The 20,624-nt window shown below is 64.8% G+C and carries 18 protein-coding genes; 14 read left to right on the plus strand and 4 right to left on the minus strand.

What is annotated here, in order from left to right; genetic code table 11:
- Positions 1–82: 82 nt before the first annotated feature.
- From NTH_RS02135 to NTH_RS02155, 5 genes are all read left to right on the plus strand, one after another.
- A complete protein-coding gene (locus NTH_RS02135) occupies positions 83–1,369 on the plus strand; it encodes an acetylornithine deacetylase/succinyl-diaminopimelate desuccinylase family protein (RefSeq protein WP_338528456.1) in 1,287 nt (428 codons plus the stop codon).
- Positions 1,370–1,557: 188 nt separating this feature from the next.
- Positions 1,558–3,036, plus strand: coding sequence for an ABC transporter substrate-binding protein (locus NTH_RS02140; RefSeq protein ID WP_338528457.1), 1,479 nt, complete (start codon positions 1,558–1,560; stop codon positions 3,034–3,036).
- A gap of 46 nt (positions 3,037–3,082) precedes the next feature.
- The gene (locus tag NTH_RS02145; RefSeq protein ID WP_338528458.1) at positions 3,083–4,030 is read left to right on the plus strand and encodes an ABC transporter permease; all 948 of its coding nucleotides are present in this window, start codon (positions 3,083–3,085) and stop codon (positions 4,028–4,030) included.
- Positions 4,027–4,896 (plus strand): ABC transporter permease, encoded by an 870-nt coding sequence (locus NTH_RS02150; RefSeq protein ID WP_338528459.1) that lies wholly within the window; start codon positions 4,027–4,029, stop codon positions 4,894–4,896. The genes NTH_RS02145 and NTH_RS02150 overlap by 4 nt, the downstream gene beginning before the upstream one ends.
- Positions 4,893–6,509 carry an ABC transporter ATP-binding protein gene (locus NTH_RS02155; protein WP_338528460.1) on the plus strand — a complete coding sequence of 539 codons (1,617 nt, stop codon included), beginning with the start codon at positions 4,893–4,895 and terminating at the stop codon, positions 6,507–6,509. The genes NTH_RS02150 and NTH_RS02155 overlap by 4 nt, the downstream gene beginning before the upstream one ends.
- 119 nt (positions 6,510–6,628) lie before the next feature.
- Here NTH_RS02155 and NTH_RS02160 read toward each other — a convergent pair whose 3' ends face one another.
- Complete coding sequence (locus tag NTH_RS02160; RefSeq protein WP_338528461.1) at positions 6,629–7,024, minus strand: hypothetical protein; 396 nt, start codon at positions 7,022–7,024, stop codon at positions 6,629–6,631.
- Positions 7,025–7,130: 106 nt separating this feature from the next.
- Between NTH_RS02160 and NTH_RS02165 the strand changes: the two genes are divergently transcribed.
- From NTH_RS02165 to NTH_RS02180, 4 genes are all read left to right on the plus strand, one after another.
- Positions 7,131–7,916 carry a TSUP family transporter gene (locus NTH_RS02165; protein ID WP_338528462.1) on the plus strand — a complete coding sequence of 262 codons (786 nt, stop codon included), beginning with the start codon at positions 7,131–7,133 and terminating at the stop codon, positions 7,914–7,916.
- 53 nt (positions 7,917–7,969) lie between these two features.
- Positions 7,970–8,140 carry a hypothetical protein gene (locus NTH_RS02170; RefSeq protein ID WP_338528463.1) on the plus strand — a complete coding sequence of 57 codons (171 nt, stop codon included), beginning with the start codon at positions 7,970–7,972 and terminating at the stop codon, positions 8,138–8,140.
- 76 nt (positions 8,141–8,216) lie between these two features.
- On the plus strand, positions 8,217–9,038 hold the full coding sequence (locus NTH_RS02175) for a helix-turn-helix transcriptional regulator (RefSeq protein WP_338528464.1): 822 nt from the start codon (positions 8,217–8,219) through the stop codon (positions 9,036–9,038).
- 87 nt (positions 9,039–9,125) lie between these two features.
- Complete coding sequence (locus NTH_RS02180) at positions 9,126–9,548, plus strand: VOC family protein (protein ID WP_338528465.1); 423 nt, start codon at positions 9,126–9,128, stop codon at positions 9,546–9,548.
- 7 nt (positions 9,549–9,555) lie between these two features.
- Here NTH_RS02180 and NTH_RS02185 read toward each other — a convergent pair whose 3' ends face one another.
- Positions 9,556–11,028, minus strand: a complete 1,473-nt coding sequence (locus NTH_RS02185) for a cobyric acid synthase (protein ID WP_338528466.1) — start codon at positions 11,026–11,028, stop codon at positions 9,556–9,558.
- Between the two features lie 201 nt (positions 11,029–11,229).
- Between NTH_RS02185 and NTH_RS02190 the strand changes: the two genes are divergently transcribed.
- Both NTH_RS02190 and mmsB read left to right on the plus strand, forming a co-directional pair.
- A complete protein-coding gene (locus NTH_RS02190) occupies positions 11,230–12,396 on the plus strand; it encodes an isobutyryl-CoA dehydrogenase (protein WP_338528467.1) in 1,167 nt (388 codons plus the stop codon).
- A gap of 107 nt (positions 12,397–12,503) precedes the next feature.
- Positions 12,504–13,397, plus strand: coding sequence for a 3-hydroxyisobutyrate dehydrogenase (gene mmsB, locus NTH_RS02195; protein ID WP_338528468.1), 894 nt, complete (start codon positions 12,504–12,506; stop codon positions 13,395–13,397).
- A 291-nt stretch (positions 13,398–13,688) separates the two neighbouring features.
- Here the strand turns inward: mmsB and NTH_RS02200 are convergent, their stop codons facing one another.
- Both NTH_RS02200 and NTH_RS02205 read right to left on the minus strand, forming a co-directional pair.
- Complete coding sequence (locus NTH_RS02200; RefSeq protein WP_338528469.1) at positions 13,689–14,093, minus strand: carboxymuconolactone decarboxylase family protein; 405 nt, start codon at positions 14,091–14,093, stop codon at positions 13,689–13,691.
- A gap of 56 nt (positions 14,094–14,149) precedes the next feature.
- Positions 14,150–15,529 carry an aspartate aminotransferase family protein gene (locus NTH_RS02205; protein WP_338528470.1) on the minus strand — a complete coding sequence of 460 codons (1,380 nt, stop codon included), beginning with the start codon at positions 15,527–15,529 and terminating at the stop codon, positions 14,150–14,152.
- Positions 15,530–15,865: 336 nt separating this feature from the next.
- On the opposite strand from NTH_RS02205, the gene NTH_RS02210 reads away from it, so the two are divergent.
- From NTH_RS02210 to NTH_RS02220, 3 genes are read left to right on the plus strand one after another with little or no spacing between them, the layout of a single operon-like run.
- Complete coding sequence (locus tag NTH_RS02210) at positions 15,866–17,440, plus strand: trimethylamine methyltransferase family protein (protein ID WP_338528471.1); 1,575 nt, start codon at positions 15,866–15,868, stop codon at positions 17,438–17,440.
- Positions 17,441–17,444: 4 nt separating this feature from the next.
- Positions 17,445–18,035, plus strand: a complete 591-nt coding sequence (locus NTH_RS02215; RefSeq protein WP_338531779.1) for an endonuclease domain-containing protein — start codon at positions 17,445–17,447, stop codon at positions 18,033–18,035.
- Positions 18,032–20,617, plus strand: a complete 2,586-nt coding sequence (locus tag NTH_RS02220; RefSeq protein ID WP_338528472.1) for a GcvT family protein — start codon at positions 18,032–18,034, stop codon at positions 20,615–20,617. The genes NTH_RS02215 and NTH_RS02220 overlap by 4 nt, the downstream gene beginning before the upstream one ends.
- The last annotated feature ends 7 nt before the right edge of the window (positions 20,618–20,624 follow it).

Raw genomic sequence — 20,624 nt, forward strand, 5'->3', positions numbered from 1 at the left:
GGAGCAAGGAAAAGTCTCTGGTGCGATCGGTTGAGCTCTCTGGCCCCTTGTCAGCACCGGGGGCAACCGGCCCAATTCGGCCATGATCGAGAATCTCTACCGAGCCATAGAAGACCGCACCGAAGAACTCGTTGCGCTGACTTCCGACCTCATCCGCTTTCCCACGGTCAATCCGCCGGGCGAAGCCTACACGCCATGTGCCGAATTCATCGCGCGCCGCCTTTCGGCCGGGGGGTTCCAGACGCTGTTCATGCGCGGCGAAGGCACGCCCGGCGACAGCGACCGCTATCCGCGGACCAATGTCGTCGCCCGCAAGGAAGGAAGGGGGCCGGGTCCGACCGTTCATTTCAACTCGCATATCGACGTGGTGGAAGCCGGCGAAGGCTGGACGATGGACCCCTATGCGGGGCTGGTTCGCGACGGCAAGGTCTATGGGCGCGGCGCCTGTGACATGAAGGGCGGGCTGGCCGCCTCGATCATCGCGGCCGAAGCCTATATCGCCGTCAATCCGGGTTTCTCCGGCGCTATAGAGATTTCGGGCACGGTGGACGAGGAATCCGGCGGCTATGGCGGCGTAGCCTATCTGGCCTCCAAGGGCCTGTTCTCAAAGCCGCGCGTTGACCACGTCATCATTCCCGAGCCGCTGAACAAGGACCGCATCTGCCTCGGTCACCGCGGCGTCTGGTGGGCCGAGATCGAAACCCACGGCTCCATCGCCCATGGCGCCATGCCCTTCCTGGGCGATTCGGCGATCCGCCATATGGGGGCCGTGCTGCACGCCTTCGAGAAAGAGCTTTATCCGGCCCTCGACCGTAAGCAGACCCAGATGCCCGTGGTGCCGGAAGGCGCTCGCCGCTCGACCATGAACATCAACTCCGTCCATGGCGGCCAGACGGAGGACTTCTTCCCCGGCCTGCCCTCGCCCAATGTCGCCGATTCCTGCCGCCTCGTAGTCGACCGTCGCTTCCTGATCGAGGAGGACATCGCCGAGGTGAAGGGCGAGATCGTCGCCATCCTCGAAGGGCTGAAGAAGAAGCGCCCGCGCTTCGACTACGCCATCCGCGACCTGATGGAAGTGCTGCCGACCATGACCGATCGCGATGCGCCCGTGCCGGAAGCGCTGGCCGGGGCCATCCGCCAGGTGTTCGGCCGCGAGCCGGATTATGTGATTTCACCCGGTACCTATGATCAAAAGCACGTCGCCCGCCTTGGCCATCTGCACGATTGCGTGGCCTATGGACCCGGCATCCTCGACCTTGCCCACCGCCCGGACGAATGGGTGGGCATCGATGACATGGTGGAATCGGCCAAGGTCATGGCCATCGGCATCGGCGCCTTGTTGAACGGGGCGGCCAGGCCGGCCACATAAGCCGATTTACTCGGCAGCCAATTCGCGCTTTCATGCGCGAGGGCATTCTGCGGCCAGGTGGAATCACCTGGCGTCCGCATAAATGCGGGAAAACAAGAAGATGGAGCGTCCTTTATGCGTCCGCATGGACGCACGGCGCTCCAGAGCCGGCCGCAACCGGGCGGCTCGCAATTTGGGAGATGGGAACGATGAACAAACTGGCTGCATTCCTCGGCGCGACCGCCATCGTCGCCGCGACGAGCAGCGCGGCCTATGCCGCGCGCACGGACCTCGTCCTGGGCGTCGTCCTGGAGCCGCCGCATCTCGATCCCACGGCCGGCGCCGCCGCAGCCATCGACGAGATCGTTTACGCCAATGTCTTCGAGGGCCTGACACGCATCGGCCCGAACGGCGAGGTGCAGCCGGCGCTGGCGGAAAGCTGGGAAATCTCCGACGACGGCAGGACATACACATTCAAGCTGCGCGAAGGCGCGACCTTCCACGACGGCACCAGCTTCGAGGCCGAGGATGTGAAATTCACCCTGGAGCGGGCCATGGCGGACGATTCGACCAATGCGCAGAAGGTCCTGTTCTCGGCCATCGAAAGCGTGGAGGCGGTCGGCCCAGTGACCCTCAAGGTGACACTCGAGCATCCGCAGGGCTCATTCCTCTACAATATGGGCTGGGGCGATGCCGTCGTGGTGGCGCCGGAAACGGCGGACGGCAACAAGGAAAACCCCGTCGGCACCGGCCCCTTCAAATTCGAGAACTGGGCCAAGGGTTCCTCAGTCACCATCGTGAAGAACCCCGACTATTGGGGCGAGCCGGTGGCGCTCGACAAGGCGGAATTCCGCTTCATTCCCGACGCGGCGGCCGCCATTCCGGCCCTCCTGTCGGGCGATGTGCATGCTTTTCCCATGTTTCCGCCCGATGCCGTCACACAGGTCCAGGGCGACCCCCGTTTCGAGGTCGTGATCGGCGCCACCGAAGGCGAAACGATCCTTGCCACCAACAATGGCAAGGAGCCCTTCAGCAATCTGAAGGTGCGCCAGGCCATCGCCCACGCGCTCGACCGCGACGAAATCATCATGGGCGCCTCGAACGGCTTCGGCGTCCCGATCGGCTCCCATTTCTCGCCGGCCAACGAGGCCTATGTCGACCTCACCGGCACCTACCCTTACGATGTCGAAAAGGCAAAAGCCCTGCTTTCAGAGGCCGGTTATCCAGATGGCTTTTCCGGGACGCTCAAGCTTCCGCCACCGGCTTATGCGCGCCAGGGCGGCGAAGTCGTGGCCTCGCAACTGCGGGAAATCGGCATCGATCTGGAGATCGTTCCCGTCGAATGGGCGCAATGGCTGGAACAGGTCTTCACCAACAAGGACTACGACCTGACGATCGTCTCCCATACCGAGCCCAACGACATCAACATCTACGCCCGCGACGACTACTACTTCAACTACGACAACGATGTGTTCGACGCGGTGATCGAGGAGCTCGACCGCGTCTCCGATCCGGAAAAGCGCAACGAGCTATACGCCAAGGCCCAGCGGATAATTGCCGAGGATGCGGTGAACGGCTTCCTCTTCCAGCTTCCGAAAACCGGCGTATGGGATGCCAAGCTGGAAGGCATGTGGGAAAACATGCCGATCCAGGCGAACGACCTGACCGGGGTGCGCTGGGCGGAATGAGCATAACGGGCACGGGTTTGGAGCCGCGCAGGCTGCATAGCAAGACATGATCCCATACCTTGCCAAGCGGCTCCTCACCGGGCTCCTGACGCTGCTTGCTGCTTCCATCATCGTCTTTTCGGTGCTGGAAGTGCTGCCGGGCGATCCGGCGCGCATCATGCTGGGCATGAATGCCAGTCCAGAGGCGCTGGCGGCGCTGCGCACGGAAATGGGCATCGACCAGCCCGTCCTGGCCCGCTACCTTGATTGGGTAGCCGGGCTGGCAACCGGCGATTTCGGGCGGTCCTACACCTATTCGACGCCCGTCATCGACCTGATCGCCGAGCGCGTCGCCGTCTCGCTGCCGCTGGCGCTGCTGGCGCTTGCGCTGTCGACGCTGATCGCCCTGCCGGTGGGCGTCTACGCGGCCTCGCGCCGGGGCACGCTCTCCGACACGCTGACGATGGGGCTGGCGCAGGTGGGCGTGGCCATCCCCAACTTCTGGTTCGCGATGCTGCTCGTCTATGTCTTCGCGGTCGGTTTGCGGCTGGTGCCCGCCGGCGGTTTTCCGGGCTGGGACCAGGGCATCCTGCAAGGGCTGGCGGCCCTCCTGCTGCCCGCCGTGTCTCTGGCGCTGCCGCAGGCTGCCATTCTCGCCCGCGTCACCCGTTCGGCAATGCTGGAGGTGCTGGGCGAAGACTATATCCGCACCGCCCGCGCCAAGGGCCTGCCGCGGCGGGCGGTTCTGTGGCGGCATGCGCTGCGGAACGCGCTCATCCCGGTGCTGACCATACTGGGCCTGCAGTTCGCTTTCCTGCTTGCCGGCACGATCATCATCGAGAACGTGTTCTACCTGCCGGGGCTGGGCCGCCTCGTCTTTCAGGCCATCAGCCAGCGCGATCTCATCGTCGTGGAAGGCGTGGTCATGCTGCTGGTCGCAACCGTCATTGCGGTGAACATGCTGGTCGACGTGTGCTACGCCATCGCCGATCCAAGACTGAGGACGGCGCGATGAGCCTTGATCCCGTTTTCATCGCGGGGCCTGAACGCCACATTCTGCGCCAGGCGCTCTCCAATCGCTCGTTCCTCATCGGCCTTGCCATCGTCGCGCTTGTGGCGGCCATGGCCATCGTCTCCTTCGCATGGACGCCCCAAGACATCACGCGCCTTCAGGTTTCCGACCGCATGCAGGGCCTGTCGCTGGCCCACCCGTTCGGCACCGACCATCTCGGCCGCGACATCCTCTCCATGATCATGATCGGGGCGCGCAATTCCATCGCCGTGGCCATCCTTGCCGTCGGCATCGGCATCGGCCTCGGCGTGCCGCTGGGCTGCTGGGCCGCCGCGCGCGGCGGCTGGCTGGACGAGGCGGTGATGCGCGTCAACGACCTCGTCTTCGCATTTCCCGCCCTTCTGTCGGCTGTGATGATCACCGCGATCTTCGGCCCCAGCGCGATCAATGCGATCATCGCCATCGGCATCTTCAACGTGCCGGTCTTTGCCCGCGTGGCCCGGGCCGGCGCGCTGGCCATCTGGCCGCGCGAATATGTCCTTGCCGCCCGCGCATCCGGCAAGGGCCGCTTCCTGATCACCGTCGAACACATACTGCCGAACATCGCCAGCGTGCTTCTGGTGCAGGGCACGATCCAGTTCGCCCTGGGCATATTGGCCGAGGCGGGCCTGTCCTATCTCGGCCTCGGCACACAGCCGCCCATGCCTTCCTGGGGCCGCATGCTGTTCGACGCCCAGACCCGCATGGTCGTGGCCCCTCACCTGGCGCTCTTCCCCGGCCTTGCCATCGTCGTCACCGTGCTCGGGCTCAACCTGCTCGGCGACGGCCTCCGCGACGTGCTCGACCCCCGCGTGAGGCGCCAGCGATGAGCCTGCTCGAGATCGAGAACCTGTCGCTGGACATAGGCGGCACGCCCATCCTGAAGGATATCAGCCTGTCCATCGGGCGGGGTGAGGTCATGGGTCTGGTGGGGGAATCGGGTTCCGGCAAGTCGATGACGGCGCTTGCCGTCATGGGGCTTCTGCCACACGCCGCCCGTGCCAGGGGTAGCATCATGTTCGACGGAATAGACCTTGTGGCCGCGCCCGAGGCGGCCATGTGCCGGCTGCGCGGCGACGATCTGGGCATGGTGTTCCAGGAGCCTATGACGGCGCTCAACCCGGTCAAGACCATAGGCGAGCAGGTGGCGGAGGGCATTCGCTGGCATACCGGCGCCAACAGGGCCGACGCCGAGACGCGCGCCCGCGCCATGCTCCATCGCGTCGGCCTGCCCGAAGCGCAATTTCCGCTGACCCGCTATCCGCACGAGCTTTCCGGCGGCCAGCGCCAGCGCGTGGTGATCGCCATCGCCTGCGCGCTGAAGCCCAAGCTGCTGATCGCCGATGAACCCACCACCGCGCTTGACGTCGTGTTGCAGGCGCAGATCCTCGAGCTCTTGAAGAGCCTGGTGGCCGAAGGCGGGATGAGCCTGCTTCTCATCTCCCACGATCTTGCCGTGGTGGCGGATATGGCAGAGCGCATCACCATCATGCGCCATGGCGAAGTGATGGAGGCCGGCAACACCAGACAGACGCTGTCGCAGCGTGCCCACCCCTATACGAGGCAGCTTGCCGAAGCCTCCACCCATGTTCCCCATCGCCCGCAATCACCCGGCCAATCCAAGCCCGCGCCGTTGCTACAAGTAAAGGAGGTCGTGCGCGATTATCCGGTGCGTGCGCGTCGGCTTTTCACGCGCCCCGCGCCCTTCCGCGCGGTCGACCATGTCTCGTTCGAACTGCCCGCCGGGCGTTCGATGGCGCTGGTCGGGCGGTCGGGCTGCGGAAAATCGACCCTCGCCCGCATGATCCTGGCGCTGGATCGCCCGACGGCGGGCTCCATTCGTTTTCAGGGCGAAGCGCTGGAGGACAAGAGCGAGGATGCGCTCAGGCCGCACCGCCGCAACATGCAGGTGGTGTTCCAGGACCCCTACGGCTCCTTCAACCCGCGCCACAAGGTGGAACGGCTGGTCGCCGAGCCCCTGCACCTTTTGGACCGCAGGCCGTCGCCGGCGGAGCGCCGCGAGAGCGTGGCCGAGGCCCTGTCGCAGGTTGGGCTTTCGCCTGCCGACATGGAGAAATACCCGCATGAGTTCTCGGGCGGCCAGCGCCAGCGCATCTCCATCGCCCGCGCCATCATCACAAGGCCAAAGCTGATCGTGGCCGACGAGCCTGTCTCCGCCCTCGACGTTTCCATACGCGCCCAGGTGCTCGACCTCTTCGCCGACCTCAACGCCAGGCTCGGCGTCGCCTATCTCTTCATCACCCACGACCTGACCGTGGCGCGCGCCATTACCGACGAGGTGATGGTGATGCATGCCGGCAGGATCGTCGAGCGCGGGCCGACGGCGCGTGTGCTCCATCACCCCGAGACCGAGCCCGCGCGCGCCCTCATCGATGCCGCCCCCGACCTCGAGCGCGCCCTGCAGAGGCAAGGCGCCGCCTGAGGCGCAAGGGCGCTGCGCTAAAGCATTTGCAGGCAGATGGAATCATCCGACGTCCGCATAAATGCGGAAAAACAAGAAGATGGAGTGTCCTTTATGCGTCCGAACGAGCGCATGGCGCTCTAGATTCCGTCTTCCTCGATGTCCAAGAGCACGGCAACGCGGCTGCGGACCCGCCCGATATGCGGCTTCAGCGCCTCGTCGTGTCGGCAGATGGCCATGATCGTGCGGCCGAGAGCCACCTTTTCGGGCCGGGGCTTTTCCTGAAAATGCGCCGCCGCGCCGGCCGCGCCCGCCTCGCCGAGGGCGCGCAAGGAGACGTAGATTTCCAGGAAATCCGCCTCGTTGAGACCGAAGGCGCGCCGGGCAACCCGTTGCAGCACCGTCGCGACCTTCTTGTCCGGCGCGCCGTCCGACAGGACCAGCCGCAGGAGCAGCAACACTTCCGCGGCATCTGCCGCCGGGTCAGCAGCAGGTGCGGAGGGAACCTCGTGGTCCGGTTCTTTTGCGGAAACCATGCCGTTCCCTCCCAACTCCGGTACTGGCACAAGCGAAATCGCCTTGCACCTGCCGCCGGTCTGTGATGCAAGTCCGCTTCTTGCCTTTGCAGGTTAATATTGCCAAATGTTTGACATATTCGGCGAAACGCTCGTTCTCCTTGCTTTCGCCGCCTTTTTTGCCGGCTTCATCGACGCGATTGCAGGCGGCGGCGGTCTGGTGACCATCCCCGCCCTGCTTCTGGCCGGCTTCAGCCCCATCGAAGCACTCGGCACCAACAAGCTGCAGGGCCTTTTCGGCTCCGGCTCTTCGGTGATCGCCTACGCCGCCAAGGGCCATGTCGACCTCAGGGCCCAATTGCCGTGGGCGCTGCTTTCGTTCCTCGCCTCCATCGGCGGGGCGGCGCTCGCGACCATCCTGCCCGGCGCGGTTCTTGAAACGATACTGCCGCTGCTTCTGATCGGCATCGCCGTCTATTTCGCGCTGAAGCCCGATATGGACGATCTCGACCGGATACGCCGCATTTCACCCGCCCTGTTCGGCTTCACGGTCGTGCCTCTGATCGGCTTTTACGACGGCGCGTTCGGGCCGGGAACCGGCTCCTTTTTCATGATCGCCTTCGTCGCCTTTGCCGGCTTCGGCGTCTTGAAGGCGACCGCACACACCAAGCTTTTGAACTTCTCGTCGAATGTCGGCGGCTTTCTCGCCTTCGCGCTGGCGGGAGCAGTGGTCTGGAAGGCCGGGCTGGTGATGGGCGCGGCGCAATTCGCCGGCGCGCGGCTCGGCGCCTCGCTTGCCATGAAGAACGGCGCAAAGCTCATCAAGCCACTGCTGGTGATCACCTGCATCGCGCTCGCCATCAAGCTCCTGACCGAGGACGGGAACCCGATCGGCGCCTATATTGGCCTATAACCGTCCGGTCGGTCTAGGAATCCACGCAGGCACAACTTTGTCGCGAGGATCCCATGACACTCAATGCACCGACCAAGCTCGTATTCCTGATCTCCCTTCTGATCGCCATCATCGCGCTCGTCGGCGCCTTCGGCTTCCTGGCGATGATTCCGATCTCGGCGGTCTGGATCATGACAGTCGCCTATGCGCTGCTGGCCCTGGCCTGCGTCTTGAGGGGAATCTAGCCCACGCGAATACGCCAAAGGCTTCTGAGCTCAAACGAAGTGCGCTATCCTGCCCCGCATGGAACGCACTCCCGCCTTGAGCGAGCCGGCGCCGCCTTCGACCGGCGACTGCCATTTTCTGCGCCGCCGGCCGCCACCGGCACTGGCTGGCGACGTCGTCGACATCTGCGACTATCGCGAGACCCGCCGGGCGCATTTCAGACAGCGCGAGGCAGCATCCCTGGTCGTTCCGCTGATCGTCAGCTTCGGCGATCCCTTCGTCATCGGCCTCGGCCGAACGGCGGAGACGCATGAGCGGTATGGCACCTTTGCCGCCGGGCTTTTCGCGGGCCCCGTCTATATCGACAGCTTCGGCGCATCGGCATGTGTCCAGGTGAATTTTACCCCAAGGGGCGCACGGCGCTTTTTCGGGATGCCCTTGAGCGAGTTGACCGCCCGCATGATCCCGCTCGACACGCTTTTGGGTGCCGACGCCGAACGCCTGCGCGAAAGGCTGGCGCTCGAAAGAGCGCCCGTGCGCAGGCTGGACATCGTCGCCCGGTTCGTCGCCGGCCGGCTTGCCGCCGCTCCCCCGCCCTGCGCTGCCGTCGGGCGGGCTATGGCCATGGTGGAATTCAGCCGTGGAAGGCTGCCTGTCGGCAGGATCGCGGCAGAAATCGGCTGGAGCCGCAAGCATCTCAACGAGCGCTTCAAGGCCGAGATTGGCCTTGGCCCGAAAGCGGTGGCCCGCATTGTCCGGCTGGACGCTACCATGCACGCCATCGACGAGGCGCCGGTCCGCTGGGCGGAGATCGCCGACCAGGGCGGCTATTCGGATCAGGCACATTTCATTCGTGAATGCCGGACGCTGACTGGCATCTCCCCGGCCGCCCTCCAGCATGTGGGCGCCCTCGGCTGAACGCCGGACACGCGCAGGTAACATTTCTTCAAGACCGCAGGGGCGCGGCAGGCCTATCTTCCCACAATCGACATCGGGAGAAACCTCATGAATGAAAGCACCGGCCGAGCCCCTTGCATCTATCCGACATTCCGCTACCGCAACGCCTCCGCCATGATCGAGTGGCTGGAAAGGGCACTGGGTTTGACGGTCCGGGAAAAGCATATGGACGGGACCCGCGTGGCCCATGCGGAGATGGCGTTGGGCTCCTCCATCATCATGCTGGGCGATGCGGCCGACGACGCCTTCGGCGCGATGGTCGGCACATCGGGAGCGACCGGCGGAAAATCGACCTATATCGCCGTCGAAGACGCCGCCGCGGCTTACGAGAAGGCCAAGGATGCGGGGGCGGAAATGCTCCAGAACCTGGTGGAGCGGACCTATGGCAGCACCGAATTCATCTGCCGCGACCCCGAAGGCAATGTGTGGTGCGTCGGCACCTATTGGCCCCAGGCCGGCGAGGCATCCTGATCGGCTCCTATCGGGCGAGCGCGAAAAGGCCGGTGCAATCCAGATGCTGTTCCAGCGCATCGGCGATCCCGTCGAGGGCCGTCTCCAGGCGCTCACGATAACCGGCGCTGGCCGCCTGGACGCCATAACCGGCAAGGAAGGCGCGGCGATAGGCATCGGCGGTAAAGATGCCATGCAGATAGGTGCCCCAGACGCGCCCGTCCGCTGACGTCGCACCCTCCGGCCGCCCCTCGACCAGCGCCACGGGTCGGGCGCAGTCGGGCCCGCTCGTCCGCCCCATATGTATCTCATAGGCGGAAATGGGCAGTTCGCCGGCCACGGAAAGGGCCATGACGCCCCGGACCTGCTTTTCGGCGGCCATCACGGTATCGACATCGAGGAGGCCCAGGCCCTTTTCCTCGCCGCCGGCCCCGTCGTGGCCCTCGGGATCGCGCACCAGCCGGCCCAGCATCTGGAAGCCGCCGCACAGGCCGATCACCGACCCGCCGCGCCCGTGATGACGCAGGATATCCTCGTCCCAGCCCTGGGCGCGCAGGAAGCCCATATCGGCGACCGTCGACTTGGTGCCCGGCAGCACGATCAGATCCGCATCGCGCGGCAGCGCGCGTCCCGGCGGCACGAACACCACCTCTACCCCGGGCTCGGAGCCGAGCGGGTCGAGATCGTCGAAATTGGCGATGCGCGACAGCATCGGAACCGCGATCCGCAGCCGGACATCCGTACCCGCCGCCGCGCGCCGGTCGAGCGCGACCGCATCCTCTGGCGGCAGATGCGCCACCTGCGGAAGCCAGGGTACGACGCCGAACGAGCGCCAGCCGGTGAAGCGGGTGATGGCTGACAGCCCGGCGTCGAACAATGAAACATCGCCGCGGAACTTGTTGATGATGAAACCCTCGATCGCCGCGCGGTCGCCTTCCGGCAGGATCAAATGGGTTCCGGCCAGCGCCGCGATCACGCCGCCCCGGTCTATGTCTCCCACCAGGATGACGGGCACGCCGGCCCTGGTGGCAAAGCCCATATTGGCGATATCGCGGTCGCGCAGATTGATTTCGGCCGGCGACCCGGCGCCTTCGACGATGACGAGGTCGGCCCCCTCGCCCAGCTTGCGCCAGGAATCCATCACCGCCGCCAATAGTTGCTCCTTCAGCGCGCCATAGGCCGAGGCCTTCGCCTCGCCGAAGACGCGGCCCTGCACGACGACCTGAGCGCCGAGATCGCTTTGCGGCTTGAGCAGGACGGGGTTCATGTGAACGGTTGGCCTGACGCCGCAGGCCAGCGCCTGGAGCCACTGCGCCCGCCCGATTTCCCCTTCCATATTTGCCCCGGGAATCCCGGCAATCGCCGCGTTGTTCGACATGTTCTGCGGCTTGAAGGGACGCACCGTCAGCCCGCGATTGCGCGCCGCGCGGCAAAGGCCGGCCACCAACACGGATTTGCCGACGTCCGAGCCCGTTCCCTGCAGCATGATGGCACGCGCCATGGAATCTCCTTCTGCACACCGACTGTGTACGCCTTCGGATTGCGCGCCCGACCCAATGCACTAGACTGCCGGATAAGAAAAGATGCCGGCAACCCGCATTTTGGAGTCAGGTGGAATCACCCGACCTACGCATAAATGCGGAAAAGAAGGAAGAGCGTCCCTATGCGTCCAAATGGACGCACAGCGCTCCGGGAGGACGAGATGGATGCCAAAGTCGAGAGCGGCAGCGAAGCTTTTTCGCTGAACGCCGATCAGCGCGCAATCCAGGAAATGAGCCAGGCCTTTGCGGCGGACCGCGTCGCCCCCCACGCCCTGGAATGGGACGAGAGGCGGCATTTTCCCGCCGATGTCATCCGCGAGACCGGCCCGCTCGGCTTCGGCGGCATCTATGTGCGCGACGATGTCGGCGGCTCGGCGCTTGGCCGGCTGGACGCCGTGCTGATCTTCGAGGCGCTCGCGGCCGCCTGCCCCGGCTTTTCCTCCTTCATCTCCATCCACAACATGGCGGCCTGGATGATCGACGTCTTCGGCAATGAGGAACAGCGCCAGCGCTTCCTGCCGAAGCTCACCGCCATGGATTGGCTGGCCAGCTATTGCCTGACGGAACCGGGTGCCGGTTCCGACGCGGCGGCGCTCAAAACCAGGGCCGTCAAGTCGGGCGATCACTATGTGATCAACGGCTCGAAACAATTCATCTCGGGCGCCGGCGTCAGCGACATCTATGTGACCATGGTGCGCACCGGCGAGGACGGGCCGAAAGGCGTCTCCACCCTTGTCATACCGAAAGACGCTCCCGGCCTTTCCTTCGGGCCCGCGGAAAAGAAGATGGGCTGGCACATGCAGCCCACGCGGCAGGTCGTTTTCGAGGATTGCCGGGTCCCGGCAGAAAACCTTCTCTCCGACGAGGGACAGGGTTTCCGGATCGCCATGGCCGGGCTCGACGGCGGCCGGCTCAACATCGCCGCCTGCTCGCTCGGCGGCGCGCAATCGGCCATCGACAAGGCGGTCGCCTATACGGGAGAGCGGGAGGCCTTCGGCCAGAAGATCAACCGCTTCCAGGGGCTGCAGTTCAAGCTCGCCGACATGGAGACCAACCTCAACGCATCGCGCATGTTGCTCTATACGGCGGCCGCAAGGCTGGACGCCAAGGCGCCCGATGCCTCGAAATGGTCGGCCATGGCCAAACGCTTCGTCACCGACACCTGTTTCGACATTGCCAACGACGCGCTGCAACTCCACGGCGGCTACGGCTATCTGCACGAATACGGCCTGGAAAAGCTGGTGCGCGACCTGCGTGTCCACCAGATCCTGGAAGGCACCAACGAGATCATGCGCGTCATCGTCGCGCGGCAGTTGCTGGGGCGATAGGATATAGCGGAATGGGGCAACAAGGTAGCAAGGCAGTAGGAGAATTGCCGGCCCGATGCTTCATTGCCCTACTCCCTTACTGCCCAAATCCACCGGAGGAACCTCAAATGGCCACCATCGCATTCATCGGCCTCGGCAATATGGGAAATCCCATGGCGGCCAATCTGGTCAAGGCCGGCCACGCGGTCACCGGCTACGATCTTGTCGCCGACAATCTGAGAAAGGCCGAAAGCAGCGGCGTTTCCGTTGCCGGCAGCGCCCATGAGGCCATTGCCGGCACGGAGATCGTCGTCACCATGCTGCCGGCTGGAGCGCATGTGATCTCGGTCTATGAAGACCTCGCGCCGCGCGCGCCGAAGGGAACGCTCTTTATCGATTCGTCCACCATCGACGTGGCATCCGCCCGCCGCGCCCACGAGATCGCCGCGGCGAACGGTCACCTTTCGGTCGACGCCCCCGTCTCGGGCGGCGTCGGCGGCGCGGAAGCCGGCACGCTGACCTTCATGGCGGGCGGCGGCGAGGAAGCCTTCGCAAGGGCCCGGCCGGTGCTCGACGCCATGGCCGGCAAGATCGTGCATTGCGGCGACGCCGGGGCCGGCCAGGCCGCCAAGATCTGCAACAATATGATCCTCGGCATTTCGATGATCGGGGTGTGCGAGGCCTTCGTGCTCGCAGAGAAGCTCGGCCTGTCGCACCAGGCGCTGTTCGACGTCGCGTCGACGTCGTCCGGGCAGTGCTGGTCGCTCACCACCTATTGCCCGGTTCCCGGCCCCGTGCCCGCCTCGCCCGCCAATCGCGACTACAAGCCCGGCTTTGCCGCCGGCCTGATGCTCAAGGATTTGCGCCTGGCACAGGAGGCCGCGGGCAGCACGGGTGCCGCCACGCCGCTCGGCGCCGAGGCCGCTCAGCTCTACGCCCTCTTCGAAGCCATGGGCAATGGAGGCGCGGATTTCTCGGGCATCATCAACTTCCTGCGCGGGAAAGCTGCACCGTCGCCGTAATGCACGAGCATGGCGCGAAACCTTACCCAATCGTAAAACTGCAGAAAAAACAGCAAATTAAGATTTGCGAAAGCACTTGCTAACCTCCCGGTAACGATGTCCGGCTAAAACGGTCTTCGAGGCGGACATCAAGGCCTCCAAGTGCTCCGGAAAAGGTCTCGCGTACCGGAGACAAGGGCCTGCCAGCGTATCGTATCAGGCAAGGTTTCCGCTTACGTGTATGCGTAACGCCGCGTCTCTCCCCGCCCGGAGAGCGCGGCTTTCGCATATCGGTGGCCCCACATGCCGTCGTCAGGCCGGAAGGAATGCCTCGTCCACCGGCGGCCGCAGCCCGTTGGCCAGCCTGTTGGTCTCGTTGGCCATGCCGACGACGGCCATCACCTCCATGAGCTGGGCATCGCTCATGCCCTTGGCGCGCGCCGAGGCGGTGTGGGAATAGGTACAATAGGTGCATCCGTTGGTGGCCGACACGGCGACATAGATCATCTCCTTCACCAGGGGATCGAGCGCGCCGGGGGCCATCACCTCTCTGACGCTTTGCCAGGTCCGCTTGAGCAGCGCCGGATCGTGCGCCAGCACCTTCCAGAAATTGTTCACCCAATCCGTCCCGCGCGTCTGCATGATGTCGTCATACACCGCGCGTACTTCGTCATTCGCCACTTCATATTCCACCAGCGGCACCACGGGCCCATCCATCGTCGCCTCCTCGATTGCGCGGCGGGAGGCAAGGCTCCCCGGCCGCTATTGCTGGGTCACGTCTTACGCAAGTCGATCTCCGCCTTGTCCAGCGCCCTGACGATACGATCGCAGGCCATGTCGATGGTCTCCCTCGTCCAGATCAGCGGCGGCGACAGGATCATGGTATTGCCGACGGCGCGCATCATCATGCCTTCCGCGATCGCGTGGTCGCGCACGGCCACGGCCGCCGCGCCGCCGCCGTCGAAGCGCTTCCGCGTGTCCTTGTGGCTGACGATCTCGATGGCGCCCATCAGGCCGAAGCTGCGCGTCTCGCCCACGATGCCATGGCCGGCCAGGCGCTCTTCCAGCGCCTCGGCGAAATAGGGGCCGGTATCCTCGCGCACGCGCTCGATCAGGCCTTCGCGCTCGATGATCTCGAGGTTCCTCAGCGCCACGGCGCAGGCCACCGGATGCCCCGAATAGGTGTAGCCGTGATAGAACTCGCCGCCCTTTTCCACCAGCGTGGCGGCGATGCGGTCGCCCACCAGAAGCGCCGAGAGCGGCTGATAGCCGGATGTGAGCGCCTTGGCCGTGGTGATCGTATCGGGCTCCAGCCCCAGCCTCTGGGCGGCAAACCATTCTCCGGTGCGGCCGTAGCCGGTGATCACCTCGTCGAGCATCAGGAGCACATCGTGCTTCTTGCAGATGCGGTCTATCTCCGGCCAATAGCTTTCCGGCGGGACCTTCACGCCGCCCGCCCCCATAGCCGGTTCGCCGATAAAGGCGGCGACGTTCTCTGGGCCGGCCTCCAAGATGGCGTCCTCGACCGCCCTTGCCGCGCGCAGCCCGAAATCATGGTCGCTCTCGCCCTTCTCCTTCAGCTCGAAAGCATAGGGCGGCATGACATGAGCGATATTGGGCACCGCGCCGTGGAGCTGGCCGTGCATGGCCTCCATGCCGCCGAGCGAGGTGCCGGCGATGGTCGAGCCGTGATAGGCCCATTTGCGCGATATGATGCGGTTCTTCTGCGGCTTCCCCTCCAGCGCCCAATAGTGCCGCACCAGCCGCAGCGCCGTATCGTTGGCCTCCGACCCCGACGAGCCGTAAAATACCTGGTTGACGTTCTTCGGCGCGATCTCCGCCAGCTTTTGCGCAAGCAGCACCGGCGAAGGCGTGGAGCAGCGAAAGAAGGAGTTGTAGTAGGGCAACTCCTTCATCTGTGCATAGGCGACGTCGGCAAGCTCGTCGCGGCCATAGCCGATATTCACGCACCAAAGGCCGGCCATGCCGTCGAGGATCTCGTTGCCTTCGGTATCGTAGACGAAGGGGCCTTGGGCGTGGGTGATGATGCGCGCGCCCGCATCACGCAGATCCTTATGATCGGTGAAAGGATGCAGATGGTGCGCGGCATCGATATCCTGAAGCTGCTTCAGGGAAAAATTCTGATACGTCATAGGATTGGCGTCTCCGTTTGAATCGTTCCGGCAAGGGCCGGGCGGCGTTTTAAACGGAACGCGGCGGCGAGTATCCGATGCGGGCGCACAGGCGCAGAAGCTCCGCATGCCGCGTGCGCGGCGACGGCTTTGCGGCTGGCGCGATGTGCCCGAGCTTTTCCATGCGGCCAATGTAGCGGGTGCCGGCACCGGCAATCAAGCCGAACCGGCATCTGCCTCAAAAGGCCTTTTCGCGTCGCGCGATGTCGCATCTGTTGCCCTTTCCGTCGCCGCTCCCGTGTTCTGCGACCGAGGACGGGTCCATCATTCCGCTGTTCCAGGAGGATGAGGCGCTTGATGACCGAATTCAGCACGCCGAACGAAACCGCGCCGGAGCCGGGCCGCACCCGCCGCGGCGGGCGCACGGGAAAGCGGAATGGCGCTTCCGGCTTCTCCCAGCCGGCTTTCCAGCAGATCAGATCGCCCTTCCCCTGCACCCCGATCGTTTCCGATGATGAGCTGGAATCCATTCACCTCGCCTCGCTGCGCGTGCTTTCGGAGATCGGCCTGGAGGTGCTCCACGATGAAGCGCGTGCGATCATGAAGGAGCACGGCGCGGACGTGCGGCCGGACACCCATCGCGTCCATTTCGACGCCGAGCTGATCACCGAGCTGATCGCCCATTGCCCGTCCGAATACACGCTCCACGCCCGCAACCCCGCCCACAACCTGCACATGGGCGGCAGCAGCATGATCTTTTCGCAGATCGGCTCGGCGCCCAATTGCTCCGACACGGACCGGGGCCGCCGGCCCGGGAACCAGGCGGACTTCCGGAATTTCATCAAGCTCGCCCAAATGCATAACATCATCCACTGCATCGGCGGCTATCCGGTCGAGCCGATCGACGTGCATCCTTCGGTCCGCCATCTGGAGTGCCTGCGCGATATCGTGACGCTGACGGACAAGGTCTTTCACGTCTATTCGCTGGGCAAGGAGCGCAACCAGGACGGCATCGAGATCGCGCGCATTGCGCGCGGCCTCAGCCGCGAGCAGTTGCAGGACCAGCCTTCCTGCATGACCGTCATCAACACCAATTCGCCGCTCAAGCTGGATGTTCCGATGATGGAAGGCATCATCCAGATGTCCTCCATGGGGCAGGCCGTCATCATCACACCCTTCACCCTGGCCGGCGCCATGGCCCCCGTCACCATCGCCGGCGCGGTCGTGCAGCAGAACGCCGAGGCGCTGGCGGGGCTTGCCTTCAGCCAGATGGTCAGGAAAGGCGCGCCCGCCGCCTATGGCGGCTTCACCTCCAATGTCGACATGCGCTCCGGTGCCCCGGCCTTCGGCACGCCGGAATACATGAAGGCGCAATTATTGGGCGGCCAGCTCGCCCGCCGCTACGACATACCCTATCGCAGCTCCAATGCCTGCGCGGCAAACACGGTGGACGCCCAGGCCGCCTATGAAAGCGTGTTCTCGCTGTGGGGCTGCGTCCAGTCCGGAACGAACTTCGTCAAGCATGCCGCCGGCTGGCTGGAGGGCGGGCTGTGCTGCTCCTACGAAAAGATGATGCTCGACATCGACCTGTTGCAGATGGTGGCCGAGTTCCTCACCCCGCTCGACCTTTCGCCGGACGCGCTGGCGGTCGATGCGATCCGCGACGTCGGCCCCGGCGGCCACTTCTTCGGCTCGCCGCACACCCAGGCCCGCTACAAGACCGCCTTCTACGCCCCCATCATCTCCGATTGGCGCAATTACGAAAGCTGGGCGCAGGCCGGCGCGCCGACAGCCATCGAGCACGCCAACCGGCTGTGGAAAGAGCGCCTCGCCATCTATGAGGAGCCGCCCATGGACCCGGCGATCCGCGAGGAACTTGGCGATTTCGTCGCCCGGCGCATCCGCGAAGGCGGCGCGCCGACGGATTTTTGAGATGATGCGGCACGGTCGACCCCCACTCCGATCCGCTTCGCGGACCACCTCTCCCCCGCTCGACGGGGGAGAGGAAGAGCCGGCCGCAACCTCAGGCACCCTTCCTCTCCCCCCAGCGGGGGGAGAGGTGGCCCGCAGGGACGGAGTGGGGGAAGACGCCGCTGACACGCGAAGCCGCCGGAAAGCGGGCGTCACCAAACGCGCTCGTCAGCTCCGCCAGACCGATAATGAAGCGGAAGCCCTGCTCTGGCTGGAGTTGAAGCGGCGCAGGTTGGGCGGTTTCAAATTTACGCGCCAGTTCCCCATCGGCCCCTTCTTCGCTGACTTCGCTTGCCGGGAACGATGGCTCGTCGTCGAGGTCGACGGCAGTCAACATATCGAAAGTGCACATGACCGCAGGCGCGATGAGTTCATGCGTTCCCACGGCTACTCCGTGCTGCGCTTTGGGAATGTCGACGTTCTGCAGCAGCGAAGCACGGTCTGCGAAACAATCCTTGCAGCCCTGGAGGGCCGCATTGCCGAGGACGTCAGCGCTCCCGACCTGCGCTTTATACACGCCCCAACATCAATTTCAGGTACGGACATAAGCAAATGAATTCTCACGCAAAAGCGGTTGTCATCGGTGGCGGCGTCGTTGGCTGCTCGGTCCTCTACCACCTCGCCCGCGCCGGTTGGCGGGACGTCATGCTCATCGAGCGCTCGGAGCTCACCTCCGGTTCGTCCTGGCACGCCGCCGGCGGTTTCCATACGCTGAATGGCGATCCGAACGTCGCCAGGCTGCAGGCCTACACCGTGCAGCTCTACAAGGAGATCGAGGAGCTTTCCGGGCAATCCTGCGGCCTGCATCTGACCGGCGGCGTGATGCTGGCCGACAGCCCGGAGCGCATGGATTTCCTGCGGCTGGCCCATGCCAAGGGCCGCTATCTCGGCATGGAGACGGAGCTGATCACGCCATCGGAAGCCAAGGCGATGTTCCCGCTGATGGACGAAACGCATTTCGTCGGCGCCATGTGGGATCCGGTGGAAGGGCATCTCGACCCCTCGGGCACAACCCACGCCTATGCCAGGGCCGCGCGCAAGCTCGGCGCCGAGATCGTGCTTCGGAACCGCGTGACCGAGCTTACCCAGGAGCCGGACGGCACATGGAACGTCGTCACCGAGCAGGGCACGGTAAAGGCCGAGAATGTGGTCAATTGTGGCGGCCTATGGGCGCGCGAGGTGGGACGCATGGTCGGGCTGGAACTGCCGCTTCTGGCCATGGAGCACATGTATCTGCTCACCGAGCCCATGCCGGAGGTGGAAGAATTCAACCGCTCCACCGGCCGCGAGATGATCGGCGTCATCGATTTCAAGGGCGAAATCTATACGCGGCAGGAGCGCAACGGCATCCTGCTCGGCACCTATGAGAAGGCGGCGAAACCCTGGTCGCCGCGCCAGACGCCTTGGGATTTCGGCCACGAGCTTCTGGAGCCCGACATCGATCGCATCGCGCCATCGCTGGAAGTCGGCTTCCGCCATTTCCCGGCGCTGCAGAATGCTGGCATCAAGCAGATTATCAACGGCCCCTTCACCTTCGCCCCCGACGGCAACCCGCTGGTCGGGCCCGTGCAGGGGCTGACCAATTTCTGGTGCGCCTGCGCCGTTATGGCCGGGTTCAGCCAGGGCGGCGGCGTCGGGCTGGCGCTTGCCAACTGGATGGTCGACGGCGATCCCGGCTTCGACGTCTGGGGCATGGATGTCGCCCGCTTCGGCGAGTGGGCAACCCTGCGCTACACCAACGCCAAAGTGCGCGAGAACTATTCCCGCCGCTTCTCCATCCGCTTCCCCAACGAGGAACTGCCCGCCGCCCGTCCCGCGCAGACGACGCCCCTCTACGACATCATGACCCGCGACAACAATGCGGTGATGGGCGATTCCTGGGGGCTGGAAACGGCGCTCTGGTTCGCGCCCAAGGGCACGGCGCCGAAGGATATCGTCTCCTTCCACCGCTCCAACGACTTCGAGCATGTGGGAGAAGAGGTGCGCGCCGTGCGCGAGCGCGTCGGTGTCACGGAGATCGCCAATTTCGCCAAATACGAGGTCACCGGCCCCGGCGCGGAAGACTTCCTCAACCGGCTGATGACCAACAGCATGCCGAAGACGGGCCGCATCGTGCTTTCGCCCATGCTCAACGAGTTCGGCAAGCTCATCGGCGATTTCACCATCGCCAAGGCGCAAGAAGGGCGGTTCATGATCTGGGGCTCGTCGGCGGCGCAGGTCTATCACATGCGCTGGTTTGAAAAGCACCTGCCGGAGGACGGCTCGGTCCGCATCCACCGTTTCGACCAGACGCTGGTGGGTCTTTCCATTGCCGGACCGCAATCGCGCGCAGTACTGGAAAAGCTCGCCGACATCGACGTATCGAAAGATGCCTTCCGTTTCATGGAATTTCGGGAGATGGCGGTGGCCGGGTGCCCCTGCATGGTCAACCGGCTGACCTATACCGGCGATCTGGGCTACGAGATCTGGATGCCGCCCGCCTATCAGCGCCGGGTCTATCTGGCGATCAAGGAGGCAGGCGCGCCGTTCGGCATCGTCGATTTCGGCATGCGCGCCCTGCTGTGCATGCGGCTGGAAAAGAACTTTCCGACATGGTTCCGCGAGCTGCGCCCGATCTACGGCCCCTGCGAAGGGGGCATGGACCGGTTCGTCAAGCTCGAGAAGAACGATTTCGTCGGACGGGAGGCTGCCGCCAGGGAGCAGGCCGACGGCCCGAAGCTTCGGCGGGTCTCGTTCATTGTCGAGGCCGCGGACGCCGACGTGATGGGCGACGAGCCTGTATGGGCCCGCGTGAACGGGCGCGAATTCGGCACCGTCGCAAAATCCCATGGCTTCGGCGCACAGCGCTTCGGCGCGGATGGTGGTGAGATCAAGGGCCGCGCCGTGCCGGCCGGATCGGGCGATGCGTCCTCAATCAGGGGCACCGAGGATGGCGATTGGCGCGTGGTCGGCTGGGTCACTTCGGGCGGATATGCGCATTATGTGCGCAAATCCATGGCGCAGGGCTACGTGCCGGCCGAACTCGCGTCGGACCAAAGCGAAGGCCTGTTCGAAATCGAAATCCTCGGCCACCGCCGCCCGGCCCGCATCAATATCGATCCCCCCTTCGATCCGGCGGGCGAGCGGATGCGAGGGTGACGTAGGG

Source organism: Nitratireductor thuwali, from assembly GCF_036621415.1.
Classification (GTDB): Bacteria; Pseudomonadota; Alphaproteobacteria; order Rhizobiales; family Rhizobiaceae; genus Chelativorans; species Chelativorans thuwali.

Coding starts and splice junctions, on each gene's coding strand:
- NTH_RS02145 (WP_338528458.1), top strand. CDS start 3,083: ATGATCCCATACCTTGCCAAGCGGCTCCTCACCGGGCTCCTGACGCTG.
- NTH_RS02160 (WP_338528461.1), bottom strand. CDS start 7,024: ATGGTTTCCGCAAAAGAACCGGACCACGAGGTTCCCTCCGCACCTGCT.
- NTH_RS02170 (WP_338528463.1), top strand. CDS start 7,970: ATGACACTCAATGCACCGACCAAGCTCGTATTCCTGATCTCCCTTCTG.
- NTH_RS02140 (WP_338528457.1), top strand. CDS start 1,558: ATGAACAAACTGGCTGCATTCCTCGGCGCGACCGCCATCGTCGCCGCG.
- NTH_RS02205 (WP_338528470.1), bottom strand. CDS start 15,529: ATGACGTATCAGAATTTTTCCCTGAAGCAGCTTCAGGATATCGATGCC.
- NTH_RS02155 (WP_338528460.1), top strand. CDS start 4,893: ATGAGCCTGCTCGAGATCGAGAACCTGTCGCTGGACATAGGCGGCACG.
- NTH_RS02185 (WP_338528466.1), bottom strand. CDS start 11,028: ATGGCGCGTGCCATCATGCTGCAGGGAACGGGCTCGGACGTCGGCAAA.
- NTH_RS02135 (WP_338528456.1), top strand. CDS start 83: ATGATCGAGAATCTCTACCGAGCCATAGAAGACCGCACCGAAGAACTC.
- NTH_RS02220 (WP_338528472.1), top strand. CDS start 18,032: ATGAATTCTCACGCAAAAGCGGTTGTCATCGGTGGCGGCGTCGTTGGC.
- NTH_RS02190 (WP_338528467.1), top strand. CDS start 11,230: ATGGATGCCAAAGTCGAGAGCGGCAGCGAAGCTTTTTCGCTGAACGCC.
- NTH_RS02165 (WP_338528462.1), top strand. CDS start 7,131: ATGTTTGACATATTCGGCGAAACGCTCGTTCTCCTTGCTTTCGCCGCC.
- mmsB (WP_338528468.1), top strand. CDS start 12,504: ATGGCCACCATCGCATTCATCGGCCTCGGCAATATGGGAAATCCCATG.
- NTH_RS02150 (WP_338528459.1), top strand. CDS start 4,027: ATGAGCCTTGATCCCGTTTTCATCGCGGGGCCTGAACGCCACATTCTG.
- NTH_RS02180 (WP_338528465.1), top strand. CDS start 9,126: ATGAATGAAAGCACCGGCCGAGCCCCTTGCATCTATCCGACATTCCGC.
- NTH_RS02215 (WP_338531779.1), top strand. CDS start 17,445: ATGCGGCACGGTCGACCCCCACTCCGATCCGCTTCGCGGACCACCTCT.
- NTH_RS02200 (WP_338528469.1), bottom strand. CDS start 14,093: ATGGATGGGCCCGTGGTGCCGCTGGTGGAATATGAAGTGGCGAATGAC.
- NTH_RS02210 (WP_338528471.1), top strand. CDS start 15,866: ATGACCGAATTCAGCACGCCGAACGAAACCGCGCCGGAGCCGGGCCGC.